25 protein-coding genes are annotated in these 26,399 nt (G+C 64.4%); 5 read left to right on the forward strand and 20 right to left on the reverse strand.

The features are described from left to right. Positions 1 to 51: 51 nt before the first annotated feature. Positions 52 to 303: a helix-turn-helix domain-containing protein gene (locus LU688_RS26060; RefSeq protein WP_094010985.1), complete on the reverse strand. Its 252-nt coding sequence runs from the start codon at positions 301 to 303 to the stop codon at positions 52 to 54. An 88-nt stretch (positions 304 to 391) separates the two neighbouring features. Beyond that, on the reverse strand, positions 392 to 2,686 hold the full coding sequence (locus LU688_RS26065; protein ID WP_094010984.1) for a TonB-dependent siderophore receptor: 2,295 nt from the start codon (positions 2,684 to 2,686) through the stop codon (positions 392 to 394). A 140-nt stretch (positions 2,687 to 2,826) separates the two neighbouring features. On the opposite strand from LU688_RS26065, the gene LU688_RS26070 reads away from it, so the two are divergent. Further along, positions 2,827 to 3,546 (forward strand): response regulator, encoded by a 720-nt coding sequence (locus LU688_RS26070; RefSeq protein WP_023629985.1) that lies wholly within the window; start codon positions 2,827 to 2,829, stop codon positions 3,544 to 3,546. A 1-nt stretch (position 3,547) separates the two neighbouring features. After that, on the forward strand, positions 3,548 to 4,927 hold the full coding sequence (locus tag LU688_RS26075; protein ID WP_038706992.1) for an ATP-binding protein: 1,380 nt from the start codon (positions 3,548 to 3,550) through the stop codon (positions 4,925 to 4,927). Here LU688_RS26075 and LU688_RS26080 read toward each other — a convergent pair whose 3' ends face one another. The 8 genes from LU688_RS26080 to LU688_RS26115 form a co-directional block, all read right to left on the reverse strand. Beyond that, on the reverse strand, positions 4,928 to 5,341 hold the full coding sequence (locus LU688_RS26080) for a type II toxin-antitoxin system HicB family antitoxin (protein ID WP_094010983.1): 414 nt from the start codon (positions 5,339 to 5,341) through the stop codon (positions 4,928 to 4,930). It abuts the gene before it with no gap. Between the two features lie 17 nt (positions 5,342 to 5,358). After that, positions 5,359 to 5,550 (reverse strand): type II toxin-antitoxin system HicA family toxin, encoded by a 192-nt coding sequence (locus LU688_RS26085; RefSeq protein ID WP_023630583.1) that lies wholly within the window; start codon positions 5,548 to 5,550, stop codon positions 5,359 to 5,361. A 178-nt stretch (positions 5,551 to 5,728) separates the two neighbouring features. Next, positions 5,729 to 6,274 carry a phosphonate degradation HD-domain oxygenase gene (locus LU688_RS26090; protein ID WP_094010982.1) on the reverse strand — a complete coding sequence of 182 codons (546 nt, stop codon included), beginning with the start codon at positions 6,272 to 6,274 and terminating at the stop codon, positions 5,729 to 5,731. Between the two features lie 83 nt (positions 6,275 to 6,357). Further along, entirely contained in the window at positions 6,358 to 7,380 is a 1,023-nt protein-coding gene (locus tag LU688_RS26095; RefSeq protein WP_094010981.1) for a putative 2-aminoethylphosphonate ABC transporter substrate-binding protein, read from the reverse strand. A gap of 30 nt (positions 7,381 to 7,410) precedes the next feature. Further along, positions 7,411 to 9,135, reverse strand: a complete 1,725-nt coding sequence (locus LU688_RS26100) for a putative 2-aminoethylphosphonate ABC transporter permease subunit (RefSeq protein WP_104444761.1) — start codon at positions 9,133 to 9,135, stop codon at positions 7,411 to 7,413. 1 nt (position 9,136) lies between these two features. Beyond that, positions 9,137 to 10,195 (reverse strand): putative 2-aminoethylphosphonate ABC transporter ATP-binding protein, encoded by a 1,059-nt coding sequence (locus LU688_RS26105; RefSeq protein ID WP_094010979.1) that lies wholly within the window; start codon positions 10,193 to 10,195, stop codon positions 9,137 to 9,139. 217 nt (positions 10,196 to 10,412) lie between these two features. Beyond that, positions 10,413 to 11,282, reverse strand: a complete 870-nt coding sequence (locus LU688_RS26110; protein WP_094010978.1) for a LysR family transcriptional regulator — start codon at positions 11,280 to 11,282, stop codon at positions 10,413 to 10,415. A 30-nt stretch (positions 11,283 to 11,312) separates the two neighbouring features. Then, on the reverse strand, positions 11,313 to 13,556 hold the full coding sequence (locus LU688_RS26115) for a heavy metal translocating P-type ATPase (RefSeq protein WP_104444760.1): 2,244 nt from the start codon (positions 13,554 to 13,556) through the stop codon (positions 11,313 to 11,315). 111 nt (positions 13,557 to 13,667) lie between these two features. Here LU688_RS26115 and cadR point away from each other — a divergent pair, with 111 nt between their 5' ends. Beyond that, positions 13,668 to 14,111 carry a cadmium resistance transcriptional regulator CadR gene (cadR, locus tag LU688_RS26120; protein WP_023630699.1) on the forward strand — a complete coding sequence of 148 codons (444 nt, stop codon included), beginning with the start codon at positions 13,668 to 13,670 and terminating at the stop codon, positions 14,109 to 14,111. Positions 14,112 to 14,150: 39 nt separating this feature from the next. On the opposite strand, the gene LU688_RS26125 is transcribed toward cadR, so the two are convergent. Genes LU688_RS26125 through LU688_RS26135 form a run of 3 tightly spaced genes read right to left on the reverse strand, consistent with a single transcriptional unit; the run spans position 14,151 to position 16,778 of the window. Next, the gene (locus tag LU688_RS26125) at positions 14,151 to 15,122 is read right to left on the reverse strand and encodes a thymidylate synthase (RefSeq protein ID WP_023630700.1); all 972 of its coding nucleotides are present in this window, start codon (positions 15,120 to 15,122) and stop codon (positions 14,151 to 14,153) included. A gap of 47 nt (positions 15,123 to 15,169) precedes the next feature. After that, positions 15,170 to 15,979, reverse strand: a complete 810-nt coding sequence (gene lgt / locus LU688_RS26130) for a prolipoprotein diacylglyceryl transferase (protein ID WP_023630701.1) — start codon at positions 15,977 to 15,979, stop codon at positions 15,170 to 15,172. A 16-nt stretch (positions 15,980 to 15,995) separates the two neighbouring features. Beyond that, entirely contained in the window at positions 15,996 to 16,778 is a 783-nt protein-coding gene (locus LU688_RS26135) for a sulfite exporter TauE/SafE family protein (protein WP_104444759.1), read from the reverse strand. 131 nt (positions 16,779 to 16,909) lie between these two features. Between LU688_RS26135 and LU688_RS26140 the strand changes: the two genes are divergently transcribed. Further along, positions 16,910 to 17,656 carry an NRDE family protein gene (locus LU688_RS26140; RefSeq protein WP_104444758.1) on the forward strand — a complete coding sequence of 249 codons (747 nt, stop codon included), beginning with the start codon at positions 16,910 to 16,912 and terminating at the stop codon, positions 17,654 to 17,656. An 87-nt stretch (positions 17,657 to 17,743) separates the two neighbouring features. Here the strand turns inward: LU688_RS26140 and ptsP are convergent, their stop codons facing one another. From ptsP to ilvA, 4 genes are all read right to left on the reverse strand, one after another. Continuing rightward, complete coding sequence (ptsP, locus tag LU688_RS26145; protein WP_046853769.1) at positions 17,744 to 20,017, reverse strand: phosphoenolpyruvate--protein phosphotransferase; 2,274 nt, start codon at positions 20,015 to 20,017, stop codon at positions 17,744 to 17,746. A 22-nt stretch (positions 20,018 to 20,039) separates the two neighbouring features. Then, on the reverse strand, positions 20,040 to 20,519 hold the full coding sequence (locus LU688_RS26150) for an RNA pyrophosphohydrolase (RefSeq protein WP_028688498.1): 480 nt from the start codon (positions 20,517 to 20,519) through the stop codon (positions 20,040 to 20,042). 240 nt (positions 20,520 to 20,759) lie between these two features. Beyond that, the gene (locus LU688_RS26155; protein ID WP_038706998.1) at positions 20,760 to 21,185 is read right to left on the reverse strand and encodes a DUF2269 family protein; all 426 of its coding nucleotides are present in this window, start codon (positions 21,183 to 21,185) and stop codon (positions 20,760 to 20,762) included. Positions 21,186 to 21,264: 79 nt separating this feature from the next. After that, on the reverse strand, positions 21,265 to 22,779 hold the full coding sequence (ilvA, locus tag LU688_RS26160; protein WP_038706999.1) for a threonine ammonia-lyase, biosynthetic: 1,515 nt from the start codon (positions 22,777 to 22,779) through the stop codon (positions 21,265 to 21,267). Between the two features lie 134 nt (positions 22,780 to 22,913). Between ilvA and rpiA the strand changes: the two genes are divergently transcribed. Further along, positions 22,914 to 23,588, forward strand: coding sequence for a ribose-5-phosphate isomerase RpiA (gene rpiA, locus LU688_RS26165; RefSeq protein ID WP_038707000.1), 675 nt, complete (start codon positions 22,914 to 22,916; stop codon positions 23,586 to 23,588). Positions 23,589 to 23,707: 119 nt separating this feature from the next. On the opposite strand, the gene LU688_RS26170 is transcribed toward rpiA, so the two are convergent. The 3 genes from LU688_RS26170 to LU688_RS26180 all read right to left on the reverse strand — a co-directional run bounded on the left by LU688_RS26170 (position 23,708) and on the right by LU688_RS26180 (position 26,385). Beyond that, positions 23,708 to 24,607 (reverse strand): SdiA-regulated domain-containing protein, encoded by a 900-nt coding sequence (locus LU688_RS26170; protein WP_094010973.1) that lies wholly within the window; start codon positions 24,605 to 24,607, stop codon positions 23,708 to 23,710. 86 nt (positions 24,608 to 24,693) lie between these two features. Then, complete coding sequence (locus LU688_RS26175; RefSeq protein ID WP_104444756.1) at positions 24,694 to 25,614, reverse strand: SdiA-regulated domain-containing protein; 921 nt, start codon at positions 25,612 to 25,614, stop codon at positions 24,694 to 24,696. 105 nt (positions 25,615 to 25,719) lie between these two features. After that, positions 25,720 to 26,385, reverse strand: coding sequence for a fumarylacetoacetate hydrolase family protein (locus LU688_RS26180; protein WP_046853765.1), 666 nt, complete (start codon positions 26,383 to 26,385; stop codon positions 25,720 to 25,722). Between the last annotated feature and the right edge of the window lie 14 nt (positions 26,386 to 26,399).

The following is a 26,399-nucleotide window of genomic DNA, read 5'->3' on the forward strand; positions in this document are numbered from 1 at the left end:
TGGTCAGCAATGCTCCACTGTCACCCTCGGGTGTCGCGACTATCAGCGGCGTCATTCGAACATCCCCTCGATTTCGTCAAGCGTCGGCATCACCGCCGCTATGACCTGCAGTTCGCAGCCGAGCGCCGCCAATGCACGTGCATATGCACCGATGGCCACTGAGAGGCTACCTTTCTCCATGGCAATGATCTTTTGCCGGGTGATACCGGCCAAGGTTGCGAGCGCCTGCTGGGTCAATCCCCGGTTAAGCCTTCGCGTGCGAACCTGCGCGCCCAGGCGCTCGACGATCAATGAGTGATCCATGTTCTTTATACGTGACAAATTTAGATAAATGTAACGTATAAGGAACATGATCAAAAATCAACCAGCAGTAGCGGTGTCAAAAGCTCTTCTAGAACGCCGTGCTCACGGTCACCGCCAGGTTGCGCGGGTCGCCATAGATTGCCCCGGCATAGAACCCGTAACGGGTGTAGTAGTGCTTGTCGAACAGGTTGTTGGCGTTGAGGCTGACGCTGGTGTCGTCGGTCAGCTGGTACTTGGCCATGGCGTTCCAGATCGCATAGCCCGACCAGTTTACGTCGCTGGCGCTGCGGCTAACTCCGTTGCTCGGCTGCCCGGCGGGGGTGGACACCGCGCGGATGTTGCTTTGCGCGGTCACGCCAGCGCCCAGGGTCAGGCGATCCAGCGGGCCGGACAGGCGATAAGTGGTCGAGGCCTTGAACAGGTGCGAGGGGTCGCTGCGCCCGTCGCTGTCCAGGCGGCGGAAGTGCAGGTAGGTGTAGCCGGCATAGACGTTCCAGTTCGGGGTCAGGGCGCCGGCGACTTCCAGGTCGATACCGTCGGTTTCCTGGCCGGAACCGGCCTTGTAGGCAGTGGCGCCGGTCGGCGTCAGCAGGTCGCCGTCCATCACCGCCTTGTTCTCCTGCCTGGTGCGGAAGTAGGCCGCGGACGCGTTCAGGCGACCATCGAACCATTCACCCTTGATCCCGGTTTCGTAGCTCTGGCCACGGATCGGCTCGACCTTGGTGCCGCTGGCGCTCTCTTCGGTCTGCGGGTTGAAGATGTCGGTGTAGCTGGCGTACAGCGAGTAGTTGTCGTCGAGGTCGTACACCGCGCCCAGGTAAGGGGTGACGATGCCGTTGTTCTGCTGGTTGCTGCGCGCACCGTTGACGCTGACGGTAGTAGCCGAATAGTCGGTGCTGCGCACACCGAGGATGAGCGACAGGGGGTCGGTGACGCTAAGGCGGGTGGCGGCATACATGCCCTGAAGACGGGTGGTAGTCTTGCTGTGCAGGCCGGTTTTTGAGGCCAGCATGGCGTAGTCGTCGTCCACGCCGTCTAGCCAGTTGCCCAGCCCCAGGCCATTGTTCGCCCGGAACTGGCAACCCACCCCACTGTTCACTGCCTTGCCGCCGCCGACCATGCTGCAAGTGTACTGCGGTGACCAGGCCACGGTGCGGCTGTCGTTGTAGCCGACCATCGCCTGATGGGTGCGCCCGAACAGTTGGAATGGGCCGGACAGGTCGATCTGCGCCGATTGCTGGGTGGTGTCGGTGGAGCTGTGCAGGCCGTTGAGCACCGCGCCGCTGCCGTCCTGGTTCCAGTAGCCGCCGTAGACGCCACGGCCGGACGAGTTGACCTTGGCCAGGCCACGGTGGTTGAGCGCCTCGCCGCTGCTCTGGGCAACCTTCAGGTCCAGGCTCCAGTCGTTGTCGAAACGGTGCGCCAGCGAGCCGAAGGCGGTGCGGGTGATGTATTCGCCAAAGCTCCAGCTGGGTACCACGTTGGTGCTGCGCGGCAGGTCGGTCTTGCTGCCATCGCCGTACCAGATCGGGATGTTGGCGCCCCAGCCGCCGCCGACCACTTTGCTGTACTCGTACTGGTAGCCGGCACCCAGGGTGGTGGCATCGTCCAGGTCGAATTCGAAGTTGGCCAGGGCCGCGCGGGAGCGTTCGGACTGGTTGTCGCGGAACGAGCCGGCGTCCTGCTGGGTCATGACCAGACGCGAACGCAGGCGGCCGTCCTCGGACAGCGGCAGGTTCAGGTCAGCACCCAGGCGGCGCTTGTCCCAGCTGCCATAGGTGGCGTAGGCGCTGCCGCCGAAGGTCCGGGTCGGCGCCTTGCGGATCAGGTTGACGGTAGCCGAAGGGTCACCGGTGCCACCGAGCAGGCCGTTGGCGCCACGGACGATGTCGATGCGTTCGTACAGGTCCATGTTCAGCGCGTTGCCGCCACCGCTGAAGTCCGAACCGCCGGGGAACTGCAAGCCGTCGATCTTCCAGTTGCTGATCGAGTAGCCACGGGCGCGGAAGTCGGTGCGCCCGCCCACTTCCATCTTGCTCATGCTCACGCCCGGCGTGGTGTCCAGGGCCTGCTCGAGGGTGTGGATATCACGGTCTTCCATTTGCTGGCGGGTAATGCTGGTGACCGACTGTGGCGTCTGCCGGGGTGTCAGCTGCAAGCCCGTGGAGCTGCGTGTGTTCTGCACGGTGTAGCCGATCTGGCCGCTATCGTCGGCCAGCGGCAACGCACTGCTGTCGATGTTGGTGGCGCCCAGTTCCAGCACCGGGCCGTCAGCGAAGGCTGTGCCGCTAAGCCCGAGGGCCACGCAGAAGGCAAGCGGGGAGAGGCGACTGCCGCCTCGGACCAAGGGGGTTGTGTCAGTCATGATGCTCTTGCATACCATTTGGGAAGGCTTCGTATTCGCAGATGATTTTTTGTTACGATTCTAGGCATCTACCCCTTAGGCTCCATGGATGGCTTGTATGGGGATGTAATCGAACGTAACGAGCAGCGCAGTTCCTCTTTCCACAGGTACCCACAGCCATGAACACCACCTTGCTGGTCGTCGATGATGACGACGAGATTCGCGAACTTCTCTGCGATTACCTGACGGACGCCGGCTATCAGGTTCTCGCTGCTGTCGATGGAAAGCAGATGCACGCGCAATTGACCCGGCACAAGGTCGACCTGGTGGTACTCGACCTGATGCTGCCCGGCGAGGACGGCCTGAGCCTGTGCCGGCAGTTACAGGCGCAGCCGGGCTTGGCGGTGGTGATGCTGTCGGCCAGGGGCAGCACTCTGGACCGCATCATCGGCCTGGAAGTAGGCGCCGACGATTACCTGGCCAAACCCTTCGAGCCGCGCGAGCTGGTCGCCCGGATCAAGGCTGTGTTGCGCCGCCCCCATCGTCTGGAGGTAGAGCCCGATACTTCGGATAGCGAGCCACAATTGTTTGCGGGTTTTCGTCTCGATCACGTCAAACGGTTGCTCGTTCACCCTGACGGCCAAGCCTTCAACCTGCCACGCTCCGACTACCGTGTGCTGCGTGAACTGCTGGACGCCAACAACCGCGTGGTCTCGAGGGACCACCTGACACGCAGCGCGTTCGGCCGCGACCATCTGCCCGACGACCGCTCGGTGGACATGTGCATCAGCCGCCTGCGCCAACAACTGCGCCGGGCGCCAGGCCAAGGCGTGCAGATCCTCACCATCCGCAACGAAGGCTATCTGCTGAGCCTGGCCCGCGAAGCGTTGGGCGCCTGAGGTGCGACTGCTTCGCCGGCTGTGGCCGCGCACGCTGTTCGGCCAACTGCTGCTGATCATGATCAGCGGCACCCTGGTGATCCAGTTGATGTCCAGCAGCATCTGGTTCGACGTACGCTTCGCCCAGGTGCTGGAAGCGCCGGTGCGGTTGATCGCGGCGCGCAGCGCGCCCCTGATCGCCCAGGCCGACTGCCATGGCACGGCACGCCAGGTACCGAAGCACTACCAGCTGCGTTGCGCCGAAGCGCCGCCCGAGGGTGAGCATGACCAACGGCGCGGCTGGCGGCGCATCGAGCTGTTGCTGCATCAGGCACTGGCCTACGAATTGGGGGGCGATGTGCGGCCGAGGTTGCTCAAGGTCCGGCTCACCGACGAACTGGGCCAGCCCATCGTCTGGCGCAGCCTGTTCGGCTTGCGCACCGCCCAGGCGCATATCGAGTTTGCCGTGCCCCTCGCCGATGGCCACTGGCTGGTCATCGATGGCCAGGAGTTGCAGGGCTGGAGCGGCGAGTCGGCATGGGTGCTGATCAGCGACTACCTGCTGCGGGTCTATGCCCTGCGCATCGCCGCCGTGCTGGTGGTGTGCCTGGTGGCGGTACGCTTGTGCCTGCGCCCGCTGCGCCGCCTGGCCGATGCCGCCCGTGGCCTGGGTGGCAATCTGGAACAGGCGCCGTTGCCGCTGGACGGCCCCGAGGAAGTGCGGCACGCCGCCCAGGCCTTCAATGCCATGCAGCAACGGCTGATCCGCATGGTCAACGACAAGGCCTACTTCCTCGCCGCCGTGTCCCACGACCTGCGTACGCCGTTGACGCGCATGCGCCTGCGCCTGGAACGGCTGGAGGACAGCGAACACAAGGAGCGCCTGCGCCAGAACATCGCACAGATGGACGGCATGATCGGCCAGGTGCTCGACTACCTGCGGGCGGGCGAGCAGCAGAACCTGCAAACGGTCGACCTCGACCGCCTGGTGGCACGCCAATGCGCGGATTTGGCCAACGCCGAAGAGCCATTATCGATCCATGGCCAGGTGGGCCAGGCCCAGGTAGATGCCCTGCTACTGCAACGGTGCCTGCAAAACCTGTTGGTCAATGCCCTGCGCTATGCCAGGGAAGTCGCGGTGGTGCTGGAAAGCACGCCAACCGATGGGTACATCCACATCGACGATCGCGGCCCGGGCATCGACCCGGGCTTGCTGGCGACTGTCACCGAGCCTTTCGTGCGCGGCGAGGACTCACGCAACCAGGCCTCTGGCGGCTATGGGCTGGGGCTGAGCATCGCCCAGCGCATCGTTGCCAGCCATGGCGGCGAACTGCAGCTGAGGAACCGCCAAGGGGGCGGGTTGCGGGTCAGCGTACGATTGCCCAGGGGCAATATCGCCTGATCATTTGCCATCACCCTGCAGGATCCTCAGCGCCGCCTCGGCCAGGAAGCCCGAACGGCTCTTGTGCTCCGGGTGGTTCTGTACGTAGCTGTCGATGCGGGTGAGCAGGTACGCCGGCAAGGTGATGTTGAGCTTCTCGGCCTTGCCCAGGTAGCGGGTGATGTCGATATCGATCAGTGCCCAGGTGCAGCCGGCATAGGCGGGGTTGGCCGCATGCACGCCGACCTTGCTGGCCCTGGGGATTTCCTGCTGGTCCTGGGCCAGGAGTTCGAGGTGGCCTTCGATCGCTTCACGCGCCATGGCGATGGCGTTGTCGAGGTCTTCGCCCGCCGAAAAGCAGCCAGGGATATCCGGGACTTCCACGCCCCAGGCGTGCTGGTCGTCACCGGGGAGGATCGCGATAGGGAACAACATGGTGATGAGTCTCCTCGTCAGCTGGCGTAGCAGATGCGTGCCTGGCGCAGGATGCTGGCCGCAGTCGCGGGCAGCAGGTCTTTCCTGGGATGCGGGATGGTGACCAGCCCGGCTTTTTCAGGATGCTTGAAATGATGGTGGCTGCCTTTGGAGCGCACCAGATACCAGCCATCCGCCTCGATCACAGCAATCATTTCACGGCTGTTCATTCACCCATTCCTTGGGCCGGCCGATTGGTGGTTAGTATAACCACCAACAGACAATTATCAACACCATACCCACCACTACGACAAGCGGCTGCCAGGAGGAGAAGTATGGGGAGAGGAACGGAGCAAGCACCGGGAGAAGTGATGCGGGATCTTGCAGCAGGGAGAGTCGCCAGATAGTTCAGAGCACGGCCAATGCCTTTGCCTTCAACACTTGCAGATCCATCACCGGCACCCCTACCCGCTTGGCCATCTCGTCCCACTCGCGCAGGCGCAGGCTGACCCTGAACAACGGGTCGGCCTCGAACGCATCGGCTTCGGCATCGTTCATCATCCCACCCTGGTACGCCAAGGTGCGTCGGCTGGCTTCGCTCAAACGATCGTAGTATCCGGGCTGGCGCAAGGTCAGGTAGCGCTTGGCCTCGACGTGATACTGCACCAGCCTGGCCAGCCGCTCGCTGAAACCACACCGGCGCAAATACTCGGCACCGATGCGCTCATGACTGACAACGCCATAACCGCCCATGTCCTCGCCCTCGCACAGGTGGCCGATGTCATGGAAGAAGGCGGCCAGAATCACTTCGTCGTCGTAGCCTTCGGCCATGGCGAGCTGGGCTGCCTGGGACATGTGCTCGATCTGGGTGATGGCCTCGCCGATATAGTCGGCGCTGCCATGACGCTCGTACAAGGCGAAGGTGTCGTCGATGATCCGGGAAGAAGTTGGCATTGCGTGGGCTCCTGCGTTGCCTGGTCTGACGCCATCGCGGGGCAGCTTGAGTATAGAAGCCGGCTTGCCCCGCGATGAGGGCCTTACTGCTGGGCGACTTTCTCCGACTTGCCGTCGTAGCGTTTGCGCCACTCGGCGAGAATCTGGTCGCGGTTCTTCGAGGCCCAGGCGAAGTCGTTCTTGATCAGGCGCTGCTCATAGTCGGCCGGCAGTTCGGTCTGCGGCTTGGCGATGCCGGGGGCGGCGAGCACCGCGAAGTTCTCCTTGTACAGCTCCATGGCGGCAGGGCTGGCGGAGAAGTCGGCCAGGCGCTTGGCGGCATCGGCTTTCGGCGAGCCCTTGATCAGCGCCGTGGCCTCGATCTCCCAGCCCAGCCCCTCCTTGGGCAGGACGATGTCCAGGGGTGCGCCCTGGCGCTTGAGCTGCACGGCCGGGTACTCGAACGAGATGCCGATCGGGAATTCACCTGCTGCCGCCAGCTTGCATGGCTTGGAGCCGGAATGTACGTACTGGCCGATGTTCTGGTGCAGTGCGTCCATGTAGGCCCAGCCCTGAGGCTCGCCGTAGGTCTGCAGCCAGGCGCTCACATCGAGGAAGCCCGTACCGGACGAGGCCGGGTTGGGCATGACGATCTTGCCCTTGTACTCAGGCTTGGTCAGATCCTGCCAGCTCACCGGCTTGCTCAGGCCCTGCTTCTCGGCCTCGACGGTATTGAAGCAGATCGTCGCGGCCCACACGTCCATGCCTACCCAGGCCGGCGGATTGGCGGCGTCGCGGTAGTTGGGCGAGATCTTGCCCAGGTCCTTCGGCGCATAGGCTTCGAGCATGCCGTTCTGGTCGAGGATGGCCAGGCTGGAGGCCGCCAGCCCCCACACGGCGTCAGCCTGTGGGCGCTCTTTTTCAGCCAGCAGCTTGGCGGTGATGATGCCGGTGGAGTCGCGCACCCATTTGATCTCGATGTCCGGGTTGGCCTTCTCGAAGGCCTGCTTGTAGCTCTTGAGCTGCTCGGCCTCCAGGGCGGTGTAGACAGTCAGCTGGGTGGCGGCCGAAGCCTGCAGGCTGAACACGGCGGATACGGCAGCGGCAAGTGCAAGGGGCTTGAACATGATGCGGTTCCTATCGGTGTGGGCAGTAGGTCAATAGCCGGGGGCGCGTTGGCGCCAGGCCTGGGAGCGGCGTAGCAGGCCGCGCGAAGCGCCGGCCAACAGCAGGGAGGCGGCGGCGCTGGTCAAGAGGATCAGGGTCGACATGGCAGCGGCGCCGCCAACGTTGCCGGCGTCATCCATGTTCAGCACGGCAACGGCGGCGAGGATGGTGTCGGGGCTGTAGAGGAAGATCGCCGCCGACACCGTGGTCATCGCCGAGACGAACAGGTAGCGGATGATGTCCAGCAGCGTCGGCAGGCAGATCGGCACGGTGACCCGCACGAAGTGCTTGTATAGCGGCGCCTTGAGTGACAGCGCGGCGGCTTCGAACTCACCGTCGAGCTGGCGCAGGGCGGTGGTGGCGGTCATCTGCGCGGTGGTCAGGTAGTGGGAGATGGTGCACACCACCAGCAGCGCCATGCTGCCGTAGAACACGTGCAACGGGTTGCCGTTGAGGTTGAAGAAGAACACGTAGCCCAGGCCCAGCACCAGGCCAGGCACCGCCATGGGGATGAAGCTGAGCAGGCGCAGCAGTTGATTGAGCAGGCGCTGGCCTTGGGTCTTCTCCATGAGGTAGGCACCGGTGAAGATCACCACGCTGCCGATCAGCGCGGTGCCGATGGCCATGGTCACGCTGTTGCGATAGGCCAGCCAGCCGCCACCAGCGGTGTCTTCGAACATGTAGTGCTTGAGCGACAGCGACAGGTTGTACGGCCAGAACTTGACCAGCGACGAGTACACCGCCATGCCTATCACCGCCAGCAGCGCCGCGCAGACAAGCAACACGATGGCCAGGTAGCAGCCATCACGCAGCTTCGAAGGCTTCGGCTCGAACACCTGGGCGCGGCCGCTCATGGCCTCGCCCTGGCGGCGGCGCAGCCAGGCATCCACGGCAAAACTGAGCAGCGCCGGCACCAGCAGCACCATGCCGATCAGCGCACCACGGCCGAACTGCTGCTGGCCGACCACCGCCTTGTAGGCTTCCAGCGCCAGCACCTGGTAATCACCACCGACCACTACCGGCACGCCGAAGTCGGTGATGGTAAGGGTGAACACCAGGCAGAACGCCGCGAACACCGCCTGGCGCGTGGCCGGCCAGGTGATGCTGAAGAATGCCCGGGCAGGTCCGGCACCCATGCTCGAAGCGGCATCGAACAGTCGTGCATCGGCCAGTGACAGCGCCGAGAGCAGGATCATCAACGCATGGGGGAAGGTGTAGATGGCCTCGCCAAGCACGATGCCCCAGAAGCCGTAGATGTTGTCGCTGAGCAGCCCGCGCAGCAGGCCCTGGTTACCGAACAGATAGACCAGCGCGATCGCCGGCAGCATCGACGGCGCCAGCAACGGCAGCAGCGAAATGCCACGCCACAGCCCCTTGGCCGGGATCAACGTGCGTTGCAGGGCATAGGCGAACAGGTAGGCCAGCGGCACAACGATGGCGGCAACGGTGAGGGCTACCGACAGACTGTTGCCGAGCAGCCAGTGGAAGTTCGCGCTGGCAAACAGTTCGCGGGCGGCCAGCAGCCCCCCGCCCTGCCCGGCTTCAGCGCTGAAGCCACGCCAGAAGATCGCCAGCAACGGCAGCAGCACCGCCAGCACCAGCAGGCTCAGCAACAGGCTCTTGCCACCGACGACGAACAGTCGATCCCCCAGGGCGACGCCGTTGCGTGGCCTGTCGTTGCCGTGAGTGAGCGGCAGGGTCATGGGCGCGGCCATCTCAGGCGAACACCTGCAGGCTCTGCGGCGGCAGGGCCACCCAGATATCCTGCGAACCCAGGCGCGGCATGGCTTCGGGCGCCAGCTCCGCGAGCAGCGCATGGCCCGGCAGGGCTTCGAGCTCGAAGCTCATGCGGCAGCGATTGCCGAGGAAGGTGACTTCCCGAACCTTGGCCGGGAACAGGTTCTCCTCGTGCACCACCGGGTTGACGGTGATCGCCTCGGGCCGGCAGAACAGTCGGCCGCTGCTGACGGTGCTGGCGTTGTCGGCCAGGCGCATGTGCATGCCGCCGACCTGGGCGTGGCTATTGCTGCTGCGCTGGAACGGCAGCCAGTTGCCCTGGCCGACGAACTCAGCGACGAAGGGTGTCGCCGGCTGGTCGTAGATTTCCTGGGGCCTGGCGTACTGCTCGACCTGGCCGTTGTTCATCACGGCGATGCGGTCGGCCATCAGCATGGCTTCGTCCTGGTTGTGGGTGACCATCAGCGTGGTGATGCCCAACTGGCGTTGCAGCTGGCGCAGTTCAGTGCACAGGTGCTCGCGAACACGGGCGTCGAGGGCCGACATGGGTTCGTCGAGCAGCAGCAGCGAGGGCGACGGCGCCAAGGCGCGGGCCAGGGCCACGCGCTGCTGCTGGCCGCCGGAGAGCTGGCCGGGGTATTTCTTCTCACTGCCGGCCAGGCCCACCAGCTCGAGCATCTCGCTCACCCGCTGGCGCGAGGCCTCGCGGTTGCCGCCGGTCAGGCCATAGGCAATGTTGGCTTCAACGGTGAGGTTGGGGAACAGTGCGTAGGACTGGAACAGGATGCCGTAGTCACGGGCCTGGGGCGGCAGCTCGGAGATATCGCGGTCGCCGATGTACAGCGTGCCGCGGTCCTGGCGCTCGAGGCCGGCGATGCAACGCAGCAGCGTGGTCTTGCCGCAGCCCGAGGGACCGAGCAGACACACCAGCTCGCCAGCGGCGATGTCGAGGGACACGTTGTTGAGCGCGGTGAAAGCGCCAAAGCGTTTGTGGATGCCGCGCACTTTCATCTGTGCGCCCGGGGTGACGTGGTTCATGGCAGGTCCTCATCGAAGCGATGTGGGCCATGCTAGGCAGGCTGTGCGAAGGTTCCGTGGCGTTGGGGCAAAAGCCGGCGATAGTGGTATAGGCAGATTTTGTAGTGGCCTTGAGGGCCCTATCGCTGGCAAGCCAGCTCCCACAAAAGCAAGTCGGCGCCAACCCTGTGGGGGCCGGCTTGCCGGCGATGAGGCCGGTGCAACCAGTAGAGAACTGTCAGAATTGCGAACCCACCACCTCCTGCGCCACCCCCAGGAACGCCGCCGGCAACCGCGCCTGGCGCCGCTCCTTCAGGCAGTACAGGTACTCGTGCATCACCGGTGCGTCGTCCAGCGCCAGCACCCGCAGCTCGGGGTTATGCGGCACCTCATGTCGGGCAATGATGCTGATGCCAATGTTGCGCAGCACCGCCTCGCGGATCGACTCGCGGCTGCCTATCTCCAAGAGCGCCCCGGCTTTAACCCCGGCGTCCTGCATCATCTGCTCGGTGAGCTTGCGGGTGGTCGAGCCCTTTTCGCGCATCAGCAGGCAATGCCCGGCCACCACCTCGATCGACACCGCCTGGCGTTGGGCCAAGGGATGATTGCGGTGCACCGCCAGTACCAACGGGTCGGTGCCCAGCACCCGGCGTACCAGGCGTGCGTCTTCGAGCAATTGTGACGAGGCGGCGATATCCACCCGGTAGTCCTCGAGCATTTGCAGCACCTGCTGCGAGTTACCGATCTCCACCGCCACCTCCACTTGTGGCAGGCGCTCGCGGAAGATCTTCACCAGGTCGAGGATGTAGTACGGCGCGGTAGCGGCGATGCGCAGGCTGCCCTGAGCCTGGCCGCTGTTGCGCAACTCGAACTCGATTTCGGCTTCCTGTTGCAGCAGCGCCTTGACCATCGGCAGCAGGCGCACGCCCTCCTCGCTCAACACCAGGCGCCGGCCGCCGCGGTAGAACAACTCGACGTTGTACTGGCCCTCGAGGTTGCGGATCTGCGTGGTCACCGTGGGCTGGCTGAGCCCGAGCTTCTTCGCCGCCAGGGTGATGCTGCCCAGGCGGGCCACCATGTAGAAGGCTTTGAGCTCGGCGCTCAGCATTGGCAGAACCTCTTTTTCACGCCACAGGCGTTATTTGCGCAACAGGCGCAGACCGTTGAACACCACCAGCAGGCTCACGCCCATGTCGGCGAATACCGCCATCCACATGGTGGCCATGCCGGCGAAGGTGATAGCCAGGAAGATTGCCTTGATCCCCAGGGCCAACACGATGTTCTGGGTGAGGATCGCCGCGCTTTGGCGCGACAGCCTGACGAAGGCCGGGATCTTGCGCAAGTCGTCGTCCATCAGCGCCACATCGGCGGTCTCGATGGCGGTGTCGGTACCGGCGGCGGCCATGGCAAAGCCGATCTCGGCGCGGGCCAGGGCCGGCGCGTCGTTGATGCCATCGCCGACCATGCCGACACGATGCCCCTGGGCGTACAGGTTCTCGATGCTGGCGAGCTTGTCCGCGGGCAGCAGGTTGCCCTCGGCACGGTCGATCCCCACCTGGGCCGCAATGGCCTGGGCGGTGTGGGGATTGTCGCCGGTCAACATGACCGTCTTGATACCCAGCTCGTGCAGCTCGGCGATGGCCTGGCGGCTGCTGTCCTTGACCGTGTCGGCCACGGCGAACAACGCCAACGGGCCGGAGCGGTCGAGCAGCAGCACCACGGTCTTGCCCTGGCGCTCCAGCACATCCAGTTGCGCTTCCAGCTCCGGGGAGCACAGGCCGAGCTCTTCCACCAGGCGATGGTTGCCCAGGTGGTAGGTCTGGCCCTCGATATCACCGCGCACACCGCGACCGGCCAGGGCGGCGAACTCGGTGACTTCGCTCAGAACCAGATCCTGGCCCCTGGCGAACAGGGCGATGGCACCCGACACCGGGTGGTCGGAACGGGCGGCCAGGCTCGCGGCCAGCGCCTGGGCGCGCCCTTCGAACAGTGGGTCGAGCACCTTGCTGTCGGTCTGCACCGGCTTGCCGTGGGTAATGGTGCCGGTCTTGTCCAGGGCCAGGAAGTCCAGCTTGCGCCCGCCCTCCAGGTACACACCGCCCTTGATCAGGATGCCTTTGCGTGCCGCCGCGGCCAGGCCGCTGACGATGGTCACCGGGGTGGAGATCACCAGCGCGCACGGGCAGGCCACCACCAACAGCACCAGGGCACGGTAGATCCAGTCGAACCAGGCACCGGCCATGAACAGTGGCGGGATGAGCGCCACGGCGAGCGCTACCGCGAACACTACCGGGGTGTAGATGCGCGAGAACTGATCGACGAAGCGCTGGGTCGGCGCACGGGCGCCCTGGGCTTCTTCGACGGCCTTGATGATGCGGGCCAGGGTCGATTGACCGGCGGCGGCCGTGACGCGGTACTCCATCGCGCCGGCCTGGTTGATGGTGCCGGCGAACAGCTTGTCGCCGACCGACTTCTCGACCGGCAGGCTTTCCCCGGTGATCGGCGCCTGGTCGACACTGGACTGGCCACTGACCACCTCGCCGTCCAGGCCGATGCGCTCGCCTGGGCGCACCCGCACCCGTGCGCCGATTGCCACCTCGCGCACCTCTACCTCGCGCCACTGGCCATCAGCCTGTTGCACGGTGGCCATGTCCGGGGCCAGCTGCATCAACCCGCCGATGGCATTGCGCGCGCGGTCCAGGGAACGGGCTTCGATCAGTTCGGCAACGGTGAACAGCACCATGACCATGGCCGCTTCCGGCCACTGGCCGATCAGCACCGCGCCGGTCACGGCGATACTCATCAGCGCATTGATATTGAGGTTGCGGTTTTTCAGGGCAATCCAGCCCTTCTTGTAGGTACCGAGGCCGCAGCCGAGGATGGCCGCCAGGGCCAGCGCGGCGACCACCCACTCCGGTGCCTTGCCGGAGAAGTGCACGATTTCGGCGGCGATCGCCGCAACACCGGACAGCGCCAGCGGCCACCAGCGTGTCTTGCTGGCCTGGGGCGCGCTGGCGGCGCCATCATCCTCGGCGGCCAAGGGTTCGGCCTTCATGCCCAGGCTATCGATGGCCCGCTCGATCTCGAAGGTGCCCTCGAGCGTATGGCGCACGCCGAGCACACGATTGATCAGGTTGAATTCCAGTTGCTCGATGCCGGCCAGCTTGCCGAGCTTGTCCTGGATCAGGGTCTGCTCGGTAGGGCAGTCCATGGCCTCGATGCGGAAGCGGCTGAGCTGCGCCTGGCCACTGGCCTTTTCGGTCAGTTGCACCAGGGCCGGGGCGCCCTTGCTGGCGCAGCAGCCGTGGGCGTGGGGCGCGTGGCCATGATCGAGGTCATGGGCGTGATCATGCTTGCGGTCGGGGCTGACAGGCTGGTTCATGGAATCATCCTTAACTGAGCGCTGGCCTCTGTAGAGATCCACAGAGTGGGTTGTTGCCAAGTGAACACCCTGTAGCCACTATAGGGTCAAGCCCTTTGCAGGAGATTTGCCATGAAGATCGGAGAACTGGCCAAGGCCACCGACTGCGCCGTGGAGACCATCCGCTACTACGAGCGCGAACAGCTGCTGCCGGAACCTGCCCGCAGCGATGGAAACTACCGGCTTTACACCCAGGCCCACGTCGAGCGCCTGACCTTCATCCGCAACTGCCGCACCTTGGACATGACCCTGGACGAGATCCGTAGCCTGTTGAACCTGCGCGACAGCCCCGATGGCTCATGCGGCAGCGTCAACGCGCTGATCGACGAGCATATCGAGCATGTGCAGGCGAGGATCGATGGGCTGGTGGCACTGCAGGCGCAGCTGGTGGAACTGCGGCAGCAGTGCAATGCGCAGGGGGCGGAGTGCGCGATCTTGCAGCAGTTGGAGACGAATGGGGCGGTGTCGGTGCCGGAGATCGAGCATTCCCATGTGGGGCGCAGCCACGGGCATTAGAGACTTGGGGCCGCTTTGCGGCCCCCCCACTTCCTTGAGTTAGACCGCCATCGGCGCCGTCATCGGCGCATGGTGCTCGTAGCCTTCCAGCCAGAAGTCGCTCGGTTCGATCTTCTCCAGCCACTCCGGCTCGTACTTGCCGGTCTCGGCAAACGCCGGCACGCGGTCGCTGATCACCAGCTTCGGTGCCGCCAGCGGTTCACGCTTCATCTGCTCGCCCAGCATATCCAGGTGGTTTTCGTACACATGGGCATCGCCGATGAAGTAGGTGAACCAGCGCGGGGTGTAGCCCGTCAGGCGGCCGAACAGCGACAGCAGCGCGGCACCTTCGGTGAGGTTGAACGGCGTGCCCAGGCCCAGGTCGTTGGAGCGGATGTAGAGGGTCAGGGAGATTTCCCGAGTTTCGACATTCGGGTGGAACTGGTACAGCAAATGGCACGGTGGCAGGGCCATCTCGTCGAGCTGGGCGCAGTTCCAGCCGTGGAACAGGATACGCCGGCTGCCCGGGTCGTTGGCGATGGTGTCCAGGCACTGGCGCACTTGGTCGATGGCCTTGTAGAGGATGACGAACGCCTGGCCGTCCTCCTCGTCCTGGGCGATACGGCGGAAACCGGCCTTCTCGGCCATCTCGATGGCGGCCGGGTTGCTCAGCGGGATACGCTTGTAGCCGGGCCACTGGCGCCATTGCACGCCGTAGATTTCGCCGAGGTCGTCATGCCCCTGGCGGAACGGGTTGGCCAGCCACTGGGCGTTTTCGTTGGCGTTCTGGTCCCAGACCTTGCAGCCCAGCTCGCGGAACTCGCCGGCGTTCTTCACGCCGCGCAGGAAGCCGACCATCTCGCCAATCGCCGACTTGAACGCCAGTTTGCGCGTGGTGATGGCCGGAAAGCCCTTCTGCAGGTCGAACTTGAGCATGGCACCGGGCAGGCTGATGGTGCGGATACCGGTGCGGTTTTCCTGCAGCGTGCCGTTGTCTATGACGTCACGGACCAGGTCTAGATACTGTTTCATGGCTTACCTGTAACAAGAACGGCAGGGGAGCGCCCCTGCCGTGGAAATCAGACGGTGGCCTTGGCCGACGGTTTACGGTTGTAGGCCCACCAGATCAGGAAGATGCCGCCGAGAATCATCGGTACGCAGAGCAACTGACCCATGGTCAACCAGCCAAAGGCGATGTAGCCGAGCTGTGCGTCGGGTACGCGCACGAACTCCACGATGAAGCGGAAGATGCCATAGAACAGCGCGAACATGCCGGAAACGGCCATGGTCGGGCGCGGCTTGCGCGAGTACAGCCAAAGGATGACGAATAATGCCACACCTTCGAGGGCGAACTGGTACAGCTGCGACGGGTGACGCGGCAATTGCGCAGGGTCACTGAACGGCGGGAAGATCATTGCCCACGGCACGTCGGTGGCCTTGCCCCACAGTTCGGCGTTGATGAAGTTGCCGATACGCCCAGCGCCAAGGCCGATCGGCACCAGCGGCGCGACGAAGTCCATCAGCTCGAAGAACGACTTGTTGTTGCGTTTGCCGAACCACAAGGCGGCGAGCATCACGCCGATGAAGCCACCGTGGAACGACATGCCGCCCTTCCACACCTCGAAGATCAGCGTCGGGTTGGCCAGGTACTGGTGCAGGTCGTAGAACAGCACGTAACCCAGGCGCCCGCCGACGATCACGCCCATCGACAGCCAGAACACCAGGTCGGAAAGCTTCTCGCGGCTCCAGGTGGGGTCGAAGCGGTTCAACCGGCGCGAGGCCAGCAGCCAGGCGCCGCCGATGCCGATCAGGTACATCAGGCCGTACCAGTGGATTTTCAGTGGACCGAGGGCCACGGCCACCGGGTCGATCTGCGGGTAAGGCAGCATTGTCTTTCCTCTAGGTTCAGATAAGGAAGCTGAGTCCGACGCAGAACAGCAGCGCGGCGAACAGACGCTTGAGCACGCGCGGCGACAGCTTGTGCGCCAGACGCGCGCCGTAGCGGGCGAAGAACATGCTGGTGGCGGCGATGCCGACCAGCGCCGGAAGATAGACGTAGCCCAGGCTGTGGGCCGGCAGGTGTTCCTCGTGCCAACCCAGCCACATGAAGCCCAAGGCACTGGCCAAGGCAATCGGCAGGCCACAGGCCGACGAAGTCGCCACGGCCTGCTGCATGGGCAGGCTGCGCCAGGTGAGGAACGGTACGGTCAATGAGCCACCGCCAATACCGAAAATGGCCGAGGCCCAGCCGATCACCCCGCCCGCGGCGGTCAAGCCGGGCTTGCCGGGAATGCCGCGGCTGGCCTTGGGCTTGAAATCCAGGGCCATCTGCGCGGCGATCACCAGGGCGAACACACCGATGATCTTCTGCAGCATCGGGCCCTGTATCAGCGAGGCGGTCTTGGCCCCGACCAACGCGCCGAGCAGGATGCCCACGGTCATCCAGGCGAAGATCGGCCATTGCACCGCGCCCTTGCGCTGGTGCTCGCGCACGGCATTGATCGAGGTGAAGACGATTGTCGCCAACGAGGTGCCGACCGCCAGGTGGGTCAGCACCGAAGGGTCGAAGCCCTGCAAGGTGAAGCTGAACACCAGCACCGGCACGATGATGATGCCGCCACCGACGCCGAACAGCCCGGCCAGCACGCCGGCGCAGGCGCCCAACAGCAGATAGAGAGCGAATTCCATTCGTGGCCCCAGTGGAAAACAATCTGGCATGGTAACGGAAGCCACGCCCGGCGCTCTAGTGAACTCTGTGTCAGATGGTGGATAGCGGCCGGCGGCGCGGGTAGAGTGGCCGAAAACACAGGGGACAACCTATGTGCCTGATCGTATTCGCCTGGCGGCCGGGGACAGCCCGACCACTGATCGTCGCGGCCAACCGTGATGAGTTCTACGCGCGGCCGACCCAGGCCCTGGGCAATTGGGAGGACGCCCCGGGCGTGCACGCCGGGCGTGACCTGGAAGCCGGTGGCACCTGGCTGGGTGTCGGGCCGAACGGGCGCTTTGCGGCGCTGACCAATATCCGTGATCCACGCCAGCCGTTGGGGCCACGGTCCCGCGGTGAACTGGTGGCGGCCTATCTGCAGGGCGAACTGGGGGTCGAGGCCTATCTGGACCAGGTGGCCAGCCGCAGTGACCAGTACTCGGGGTTCAACCTGCTGGTCGGCGATGGCGAGCGATTGGGCTACCTGCATGCCCGCGAGCCGGCACCACGCCTGCTTGAACCGGGGGTGTACGGGCTGTCGAATGCCGGACTGGATACGCCGTGGCCGAAGCTGCTGAAGGCTCGCAGCGGGCTTGAGGGATTGCTCGAGAACGCTGACCCACAGCAGCTACTGACGCTGCTGGGCGATGCACAGCCCGCACCGGCCGGCGAACTGCCCGAGACCGGCGTGGGGCTGGCCACCGAGCGGCTGCTGTCGAGCGTGTTCATCGCCAGCCAGAACTATGGGACGCGGGCGAGTACGGTGCTGATTGTCGATGACCAAGGCCGGCGGCGCATGATCGAACGCAGTTTCGGGCCGTTTGGTGGGCATCTGGGCGAGGTTAGCCTGGAGATCTGATTAGACCTCATCGCGGGGCAAGCCCGCTCCCACGGGCTCGCACCAACAGCTTTGCTTCGGAGCCCGCGATGAGGTCGGTACAGGCGATCAGAGGGTCTTGTTCGGCCCGATCATCCGCGCCAGCCCGAGATTCTTCAGCGCCAGCTGCAACGAGCTGTGGATAACCTGCGGGTTGTCATGGCTCATGGCGTCGGCCAGCAGCTCCCTGGCCTTGCTCAGGTTGATCTGGCGCAGCATCCACTTCACCTTCGGCAGGTTGGTGGCGTTCATCGACAGGCTGTCGAAGCCCATGGCCATCAGCAGGATCGCCGCAGCCGGATCACCGGCCATCTCGCCGCAGATACTGACGGGCTTGCCTTCCTCGTGGGCCACGCTGACCACCGTCTGCAGGGCCTGCAGCACCGCCGGGTGCAGATAGTCGTACAGATCGGCGACCCGTGGGTTGTTGCGGTCCACGGCCAGCAGGTACTGGGTGAGGTCGTTGGAGCCGACCGAAAGGAAATCGACCTGCCGCGCCAGTTCGCGGGTCTGGTACACCGCGGCGGGGATCTCCACCATCACCCCTACCGGCGGCATCGGCACATCGGTGCCTTCGTCACGCACTTCGCCCCAGGCGCGGTGGATCAGGTGCTGGGCTTCTTCAAGCTCATGGATGCCGGAAATCATCGGCAGCAGGATGCGCAGGTTGTTCAGGCCCTCGCTGGCCTTGAGCATGGCGCGGGTCTGCACCAGGAAGATTTCCGGGTGGTCGAGAGTCACACGGATGCCGCGCCAGCCGAGGAACGGGTTTTCTTCCTTGATCGGGAAATACGACAGCGACTTGTCGCCACCGATGTCGAGGCTGCGCATGGTCACCGGCAGCGGATGGAACGCCTGCAGCTGCTCGCGGTAAATCGCCAGCTGCTCCTTTTCGCTGGGGAAGCGCTGGTTGATCATGAACGGTACTTCCGTGCGGTACAGACCCACGCCCTCGGCGCCGCGCTGCTGGGCGCGGGCCACATCGGCGAGCAGGCCGGTGTTGACCCACAGCGGCATGCGGTGGCCGTCCGGGGTGATGCACGGCAGTTCGCGCAGGGCATCGAGCCCCTTGGCCAGCTGGCGCTCTTCCTCGACCACGTCGCTGTATTGCTTGCGCAGCACTTCGCCGGGGTTGGTGAAGACTTCGCCCTTGTAGCCGTCGACGATCATCTCGATGCCATCGGCCTTCGAGTAAGGCAGGTCGACCACCCCCATGACCGTGGGGATACCCATGGCCCGGGCCAGGATCGCCACGTGGGAGTTACCCGAGCCGAGTACCGACACCAAGCCCACCAGCTTGCCCTCCGGCACCTCGCCGAGCATGGCGGGGGTCAGTTCTTCACTGACCAGAATGGTGTTGTCCTGGTAGACCAGTGACTGCGAACGGGCCTCCTGCAGGTACGCGAGCAGGCGCCGGCCCAGGTCCTTGACGTCCGATGCCCGCTCGCGCAGGTAGTCGTCATCCATCAGCTCGAAGCGATTGACGTGTTCGCCGACCACTTGGCGCAAGGCGCCCTGGGCCCACTGGCCGGTCTTGATGACCTCGACCACCTCGCCACCAAGGGCGGCGTCCTCGAGCATCATCAGGTACACGTCGAACAGCGCACGCTCTTCGGGACGCAACTGGGTGGCAAGCTTGGCCGACAGCTTGCGCATGTCCTCGCGCACGCCCTCCAGGGCATTGTTGAACAGCTTGAGTTCGTTGTCGATGTCCTCGACAGTGCGATCCGGCACCACCTCCAGGTCGGCGGGCGGCAACATCACCACCGATCGACCGACTGCGGCGCCCGGAGAACCCGGCACCCCGACGAAACGGGCTTCCTGGATGCCCTTGCCCTGACGGCCCAGGCCACGGATCGAACCCGTCGCCTCGGCGTGGGCGATAACCCCGGCGAGCTGCGCGCTCATGGTGACCAGGAAAGCCTCTTCGCCTTCGTCGAACTGGCGGCGCTCTTTTTGCTGGATGACCAAGACACCCACCACACGGCGGTGGTGAATGATCGGTGCGCCGAGGAAGGAAGCGAATTTCTCTTCGCCGGTTTCAGCGAAGTAGCGGTAACGGGGGTGGTCGGCCGCGTTCTCGAGGTTCAGTGGCTCCTCGCGGGTACCCACCAGGCCGACCAGGCCTTCATTAGGGGCCATGCTGACCTTGCCGATGGAACGCTTGTTCAGGCCCTCGGTGGCCATCAGCACGAAGCGGTTGGTGTCCGGGTCAAGCAGATAGACGGAGCAGACCTGGCTGCCCATCGCCTCCTTTACGCGCAAGACAATGATACCCAACGCCGTCTTGAGATCTTTGGCGGAGTTCACTTCCTGGACGATCTTGCGCAGCGTATTGAGCATGGCTCGGGGTCGGACTCCGTCGTCAGTCGCGCGTCAGCAGGCGCGGGGCTAGCTCTTTCAGTGCGCGGCGGTACACCTCGCGCTTGAATGTCACCACCTGGCCCAGCGGATACCAGTAGCTGACCCAGCGCCAGCCATCGAATTCCGGCTTGCCGGTCAGGTCCATGCGCACCCGTTGCTCGTTGCTCACCAGGCGCAACAGGAACCACTTCTGTTTCTGGCCGATACACAGCGGCTGGCTGTGGGTGCGCACCAGGCGCTGGGGTAAACGATAACGCAACCAGCCACGGGTGCAGGCAAGTATTTCCACATCCTGGCGTTCCAGGCCCACTTCTTCGTTCAGCTCGCGGTACAGGGCATCTTCCGGCGTTTCATCAGGGTTGATGCCACCCTGGGGAAACTGCCAGGCATCCTGGTTGATCCGCCGAGCCCATAGCACCTGCCCGGCATCATTCGTGAGAATGATCCCGACATTGGGGCGAAAACCATCCGGGTCGATCACGGCAGCAACCTCGCAAACGCATGTCGCCGCATTGTTCCACAAAGCCTGAGCGCGCAGCAACGCGCCCGCCAAGCTTATCTGCGGCGAGGTGAAGACTGCGTATTGAGCGAGCGTCGCCACACCGGGCGTGGCACTGGTATACCGGGTTTGCGTGAAGGCAAGGTGACGCGACTGCGTCAGCCTCTCGCGGGGCCAGCCCGCTCCCAGAGTTTGCCAATGGGAGCAGGCTGACGAGTGTCATCAGACCGGCTTGGCGCCCATCAGGCCGGCGATGGACAGGAAGCACACACCGCTGAACACCGCCAGCGCCAGGGTGAACTTCAAGCCTACGACTTCGGCCTTGCGCAGCCGGTTCAGGCGCGCCACCAGCCACCACACGGCGAACGCGCCAAGGGTATAGATGACGCTGGAGGCCAGCACCCAGGTCTGCCCCAGCGGCCAGCCGACCAGGTGCACCAGCCACCAGCCGGTGAACGGCATGCTAAGCAGGCACAGCCCCATCAGCAGCCAGACGAACACCAGCGGCCGGCGCAACAACTTGCCGTAGGCCTCGGCATCGCCCTTGCGCCGGGCATGCCAGGTCCAGCCCGCCAGGCCCAGGGCGCCAAGCAGCAACAGGGCCGTGGCGAGGATGTGCAGGGTCTTGAGGGTGGTCAGGTGTTCCATGTGAAAATCATCCTTCAGCAGGCTTTTTCGCTTTCGGCCTCATCGCGGGGCAGGCCCGCCCCCGCGAGGTGAAGCGTGTTCAGCCCAAGAATAGCCGGTAAGCCGGGTTCTCGGTCTCGTCCCAGTATGGATAGCCGATCTTGGCCAAGGCTGCCGGCACCAGGTGACGCTCCTCCTCCGGCACCTGCAGGCCCGCGACCACGCGCCCGTCGGCGGCGCCGTGATTGCGATAGTGGAACATCGAGATGTTCCAACGCCCGCCCAGCTTGTTGAGGAAGTTGAACAGGGCACCGGGCCGCTCCGGGAACTCGAAACGCAGCACCATCTCATCGCTGGCCCCGGCCGAGTGGCCACCCACCATGTGACGGATATGCAGCTTGGCCAGTTCGTTGTCGGTCAGGTCGGTGACTGGGAAACCTTGCTCCGTCAGCTGCTGTACCAATGCCGCACGCGGGTCGGTTTCCGGGTGAGTCTGTACGCCGACGAAGATGTGCGCCTCGTCGGAGGTGTGCTTGCGGTAGTTGAATTCGGTGATCTGGCGCTTGCCGATGGCCTCGCAGAAGGCCTTGAAGCTGCCAGGGCGCTCGGGGATGGTCACGGCGATGATCGCCTCGCGCTTCTCGCCCAGCTCGGCGCGCTCGGCCACATGCCGCAGGCGGTCGAAGTTGACGTTGGCGCCCGAGTCGATGGCTACCAGGGTTTGCCCGGCCACACCCTTGAGCTCGACATACTTCTTGATTCCGGCAACGCCGAGGGCACCGGCAGGTTCGGTGATCGAGCGGGTATCGTCGTAGATATCCTTGATTGCGGCACAGATCTCGTCAGTGCTGACGGTAATGACCTCGTCCACGTGGTGGCGGCAGATATCGAAGGTGTGCTGGCCGATCTGCGCCACCGCCACGCCGTCGGCGAAAAGCCCGACCTGCGGCAGCACCACGCGCTCACCGGCGGCCATGGCGGCCTGCAGGCAATTGGAATCGTCCGGTTCGACGCCGATGACCTTGATTTCCGGGCGCAGGTATTTCACGTAGGCGGCGATACCGGCGATCAGACCGCCGCCGCCGACCGGCACGAAGATCGCGTCTAGCTGGCCCGGGTGCTGGCGCAGAATCTCCATGGCCACCGTGCCCTGCCCGGCAATGGTGTGTGGGTCGTCGTAGGGGTGGATGTAGACGAAACCTTTCTCCTCCACCAGCTTCAGCGAGTAGGCCAGCGCCTCGGGGAAGCTGTCGCCATGCAACAACACCTTGCCACCACGCGAGCGCACGCCTTCGATCTTGATTTCCGGGGTGGTCTTGGGCATGACGATGGTCGCCTTGATACCCAGCTCCCGCGCCGCCAGTGCCAGGCCCTGGGCATGGTTGCCGGCCGAGGCGGTGACCACGCCACGGGCCAGCTCCTCGGCGCTCAGTTGCGCCAGCTTGTTGTAGGCCCCGCGGATCTTGAACGAGAACACCGGCTGCAGGTCCTCGCGCTTGAGCAGCACCGTGTTGCCCAGGCGCTTGCTCAGTTGCCCGGCAGTGTGCAGCGGGGTTTCGACAGCAACGTCGTAGACGCGCGAGGTGAGGATCTTCTTGACGTACTGTTCGAGCATCGGAAAGCATCACTGGGCCGCGGGACAAGGGCTGGGAGTCTACCGCAGCGCCACGTCGGGCGACCACAGCAAAGCCGCCGGAGCCGTTATACTAGGCAACTTTCGATATCCGCCCTGCCCCTCCCGGAGCCCGCATGACCCAGGACCAACTCAAACAGGCCGTCGCCCAGGCCGCCGTCGACCTCATCCTGCCAAAGCTGGATGAAAAAAGCGTCGTCGGCGTCGGCACAGGCTCGACCGCCAACTTCTTCATCGACGCCCTGGCCCAGCACAAGACCGCTTTCGACGGCGCCGTCGCCAGCTCCGAAGCCACTGCGCAGCGCCTGAAGGGCCATGGCATTCCGGTCTACGAGCTGAACAGCGTCAGCGAGCTGGAGTTCTACGTGGACGGCGCCGACGAGAGCGATGCCCACCTCAACCTGATCAAGGGCGGCGGCGCGGCCCTGACCCGCGAAAAGATCGTCGCCGCAGTGGCCAAGACCTTCATCTGCATCGCCGACGCCAGCAAGCTGGTGCCGGTGCTGGGTGCCTTCCCGCTGCCGGTCGAGGTCATTCCGATGGCGCGCAGCCACGTGGCGCGCCAGCTGGTCAAGCTGGGCGGCGACCCGGTCTACCGCGAAGGCGTGGTGACCGACAACGGCAATGTCATCCTCGACGTGCACAACCTGCAGATCACCAACCCGGTGGAGCTGGAAAGCCAGATCAACGCCATCGTCGGCGTGGTTACCAATGGTCTGTTCGCGGCGCGACCGGCGGATGTGCTGTTGTTGGGTACCGCTGAAGGCGTGAAGAGCCTGAAGGCCGAGTAATCGCCAGCGAGAGCTGCGCCCTCGAATCGCTGGCAAGCCAGCTCCCACAGGGTCCGCGCTGCCTTGTGGGAGCTGGCTTGCAAGCGAGCACCGGCGAAGCCAGTGCCATTCTCAACCCATCAAGGCTGCTTGAACACATAGAACAGGTTCGGCTCACTGACTAGGTAGATGGTCCCGGCGTCATCCATCGCAATCCCCTCAGCCTGTGGCACGGTCTGCTTCAACCCCTGGAACCCCTTGCGCAATGACAAGGTACTCAGCGGCCGCCCCTTCACATCAAGCTCCAGCACCAGCCGCGACTCGTCGGACAGCGCCAGCAGATGCCCGCTGCGTTCGTCGAACTGCAGGCTCGATAGATCCCTCACGAACAACCGCCGGTCACGCTTGCGATCCTGCACCACATGCACGGCATAGGGTTTGTCGGGATTGTCGTGGGGAAAGCCGTGCACCTCGTAGATCATCATCGGGTCCCGTTCCTTGGCCACGAACAGGCGCTTGCCTGCCGAGTCGTAGGCCAGCCCCTCGAACCCCTTGTTGCCATTCAGGCCTATGCCCAGGGACAACTGCTCTGCGTCGGCGGCATCGAGAAACAGGGTGTCATCGTCCAGGCGCACACGAATCAGCCGCTGCTGACGCTCATCGGTGATCACATAGCTGTTGGGCCCGACATACTCCACCGCCTCGGGGTCACCGAAGCCGGTCAGCGGAACACGGCGCAGGATACGGCCATCCAGCGACAACTCGATCAGCTCCGACCGGGCGTTGGTGACGGTGAACAGGCTCTTGCGGTCGGGATCATAGGTCAACGCCGAGATGTCGTCGTCCAGGCCCTCGACAGGCCTGGCCTCAAGCACCACCTGGTAACGATCCAGGCCGATGCTCTGCTCGGCCGGCTGCCACCAAGCCTTGAGGTTGAACCAGCCCCGCTCGAACAAGCGGAACTCATGCCCGGCAGCCCCCAGCACGAGCAGGCAGACAAACACGAAGAAGACGAAGATCAGGCGAACGTGGCGGCGCATGCGGGCGGACTCGGCAATAGGAGCGCGTAGCTAACCACTATCAACTGAAGCAAAGCTTAATGCCACCATCAGAAATGTCTGATCGGTCAGTTCTTTTTGAAGCGATAGAACAGATTCGGCTCGCTGACCATGTACAGGTTGCCCTGGTCGTCCATTGCCACTCCCTCGGCCCGGGGAATGGTGTCAGCCAGGCCATTGAACCCGCCCAGCAGGGTCATGAAGCTGACCTGCTCACCTTTTTCGTCAAGCTCGAGCAGCATGTTGGAGTCTGCCGACAATGCCAGCAGATGCCCCGTGCGCGGGTCGATACCCAGCGCGGACAAGTTGCGCAGGTCCAGTTCGTCGCTGGCCAGCGGCTGCTTCTCGCCCTTCAGCGGGCTACGGCCATCAGTGCCCCAAGTGAACATTTTGGGCGGACGCTCGGCGCCGATGACCAGGCGCTGGCGCATCAGGTCCCAGGCAATGGCTTCAAAGCCCTTGTTGCCCTCATCCGCTTCACCCAGGTCATGGGACTGGTAGTCGGCACGGTTCAGCGAGGTGGTGGCGGCATCCACCTTGACCAGCGTCAGGTCATGGTTGCGCTCGTCGACGATGGCGATCTGGCCATCCTCGAGTATCGCCACGCCTTCCGGATTGGACCAGCCCACCAGGGGGATCTTGCGCAGCACATCGCCATCGAGGGTGAGCTCGACCAGGAACGGGTGCTTTCCCATGACTGCGAACAACGACCGGGTGTGCGGGTTGAACGCCAGGTCCGACGCCTCGTCACGCTCCATACCAGGCAACGGCTTGGCATCGATGTCGACCACGTAGCTGGGCAGCCAGATGCTTTCCTGGCGTTCAGCCTGGCTTTCGAAACCTTCCTTTATCCACAGCAGGCCGCGGTCGTCCCAGTGCATGGCCGAGATGACGCCATAGCCGATAACCGCTGCTGCTGCCAGGCCGAACGGCCAGCGCCGGTAGAACGGGCGCTTGGGGGACACGGAGGCGCGGGAAGGAAAGGGCATGCAAGGGTCCTGAGGGTAGGCGTAGGTTCGCGCATTATCCGCAAAGGGTGTGAAAAAACGGTAAACGTCTCTGCACTTTTTGTAGGAAAGGCGCGAACCTGTGGGTCAGAGCACCCGGCTCTCGAACCGGCTGACACCTGGAAGCTCCAGCACCAGCTCGTCACCAACCTCGAACGGCCCCACGCCCGCCGGGGTGCCGGTGAGGATTACATCACCCGCCTGCAACGAGAAACACGCGGCCATATGCTGGATCATCGGGACGATGGGGTTGAGCATCATCGCGCTGTTGCCGTCCTGGCGCACCTCGCCGTTGATGGTCAGGCGTATGCCGATGTCCTTCACGTCCTCGAAAGCCCCTGCCGAGACGAACGGCGGCAGCACGCAAGCACCATCGAAGCTTTTGCACAGCTCCCACGGCAGGCCCTTTTCCTTCAGCTTGCTCTGCAGGTCACGCAGGGTGAGGTCCAAAGCCGGGGCATAGCCGGAAATGGCGTCGAGCACCTCTTCCTCGGTCGGCTTGGTCGACAACGGCTTGCCCAGCAACACCGCGATTTCCGCCTCGTAGTGCACCGAGCCACGCTCGGTCGGAATCTTGAAACCACCTTCCAGGGGCACCACGCAACTGCCGGGCTTGATGAACAGCAGCGGCTCGCTGGGGATGGGGTTGTCCAGTTCCTTGGCATGCTCGGCGTAGTTGCGGCCGATGCACACCACCTTGCCCAGCGGGAAGTGGATGCGCGTGCCGTCTACGTACTGGTGCTGGTAACTCATGGCCGACTCCTGTG

The organism is Pseudomonas soli, from assembly GCF_021283165.2.
GTDB lineage: Bacteria > Pseudomonadota > Gammaproteobacteria > Pseudomonadales > Pseudomonadaceae > Aquipseudomonas > Aquipseudomonas soli.

Coding starts and splice junctions, on each gene's coding strand:
- LU688_RS26060 (WP_094010985.1), bottom strand. CDS start 303: ATGGATCACTCATTGATCGTCGAGCGCCTGGGCGCGCAGGTTCGCACG.
- LU688_RS26065 (WP_094010984.1), bottom strand. CDS start 2,686: ATGGTATGCAAGAGCATCATGACTGACACAACCCCCTTGGTCCGAGGC.
- LU688_RS26070 (WP_023629985.1), top strand. CDS start 2,827: ATGAACACCACCTTGCTGGTCGTCGATGATGACGACGAGATTCGCGAA.
- LU688_RS26080 (WP_094010983.1), bottom strand. CDS start 5,341: ATGTTGTTCCCTATCGCGATCCTCCCCGGTGACGACCAGCACGCCTGG.
- LU688_RS26085 (WP_023630583.1), bottom strand. CDS start 5,550: ATGAACAGCCGTGAAATGATTGCTGTGATCGAGGCGGATGGCTGGTAT.
- LU688_RS26090 (WP_094010982.1), bottom strand. CDS start 6,274: ATGCCAACTTCTTCCCGGATCATCGACGACACCTTCGCCTTGTACGAG.
- LU688_RS26095 (WP_094010981.1), bottom strand. CDS start 7,380: ATGTTCAAGCCCCTTGCACTTGCCGCTGCCGTATCCGCCGTGTTCAGC.
- LU688_RS26100 (WP_104444761.1), bottom strand. CDS start 9,135: ATGGCCGCGCCCATGACCCTGCCGCTCACTCACGGCAACGACAGGCCA.
- LU688_RS26105 (WP_094010979.1), bottom strand. CDS start 10,195: ATGAACCACGTCACCCCGGGCGCACAGATGAAAGTGCGCGGCATCCAC.
- LU688_RS26110 (WP_094010978.1), bottom strand. CDS start 11,282: ATGCTGAGCGCCGAGCTCAAAGCCTTCTACATGGTGGCCCGCCTGGGC.
- LU688_RS26115 (WP_104444760.1), bottom strand. CDS start 13,556: ATGAACCAGCCTGTCAGCCCCGACCGCAAGCATGATCACGCCCATGAC.
- cadR (WP_023630699.1), top strand. CDS start 13,668: ATGAAGATCGGAGAACTGGCCAAGGCCACCGACTGCGCCGTGGAGACC.
- LU688_RS26125 (WP_023630700.1), bottom strand. CDS start 15,122: ATGAAACAGTATCTAGACCTGGTCCGTGACGTCATAGACAACGGCACG.
- lgt (WP_023630701.1), bottom strand. CDS start 15,979: ATGCTGCCTTACCCGCAGATCGACCCGGTGGCCGTGGCCCTCGGTCCA.
- LU688_RS26135 (WP_104444759.1), bottom strand. CDS start 16,778: ATGGAATTCGCTCTCTATCTGCTGTTGGGCGCCTGCGCCGGCGTGCTG.
- LU688_RS26140 (WP_104444758.1), top strand. CDS start 16,910: ATGTGCCTGATCGTATTCGCCTGGCGGCCGGGGACAGCCCGACCACTG.
- ptsP (WP_046853769.1), bottom strand. CDS start 20,017: ATGCTCAATACGCTGCGCAAGATCGTCCAGGAAGTGAACTCCGCCAAA.
- LU688_RS26155 (WP_038706998.1), bottom strand. CDS start 21,185: ATGGAACACCTGACCACCCTCAAGACCCTGCACATCCTCGCCACGGCC.
- ilvA (WP_038706999.1), bottom strand. CDS start 22,779: ATGCTCGAACAGTACGTCAAGAAGATCCTCACCTCGCGCGTCTACGAC.
- rpiA (WP_038707000.1), top strand. CDS start 22,914: ATGACCCAGGACCAACTCAAACAGGCCGTCGCCCAGGCCGCCGTCGAC.
- LU688_RS26170 (WP_094010973.1), bottom strand. CDS start 24,607: ATGCGCCGCCACGTTCGCCTGATCTTCGTCTTCTTCGTGTTTGTCTGC.
- LU688_RS26175 (WP_104444756.1), bottom strand. CDS start 25,614: ATGCCCTTTCCTTCCCGCGCCTCCGTGTCCCCCAAGCGCCCGTTCTAC.
- LU688_RS26180 (WP_046853765.1), bottom strand. CDS start 26,385: ATGAGTTACCAGCACCAGTACGTAGACGGCACGCGCATCCACTTCCCG.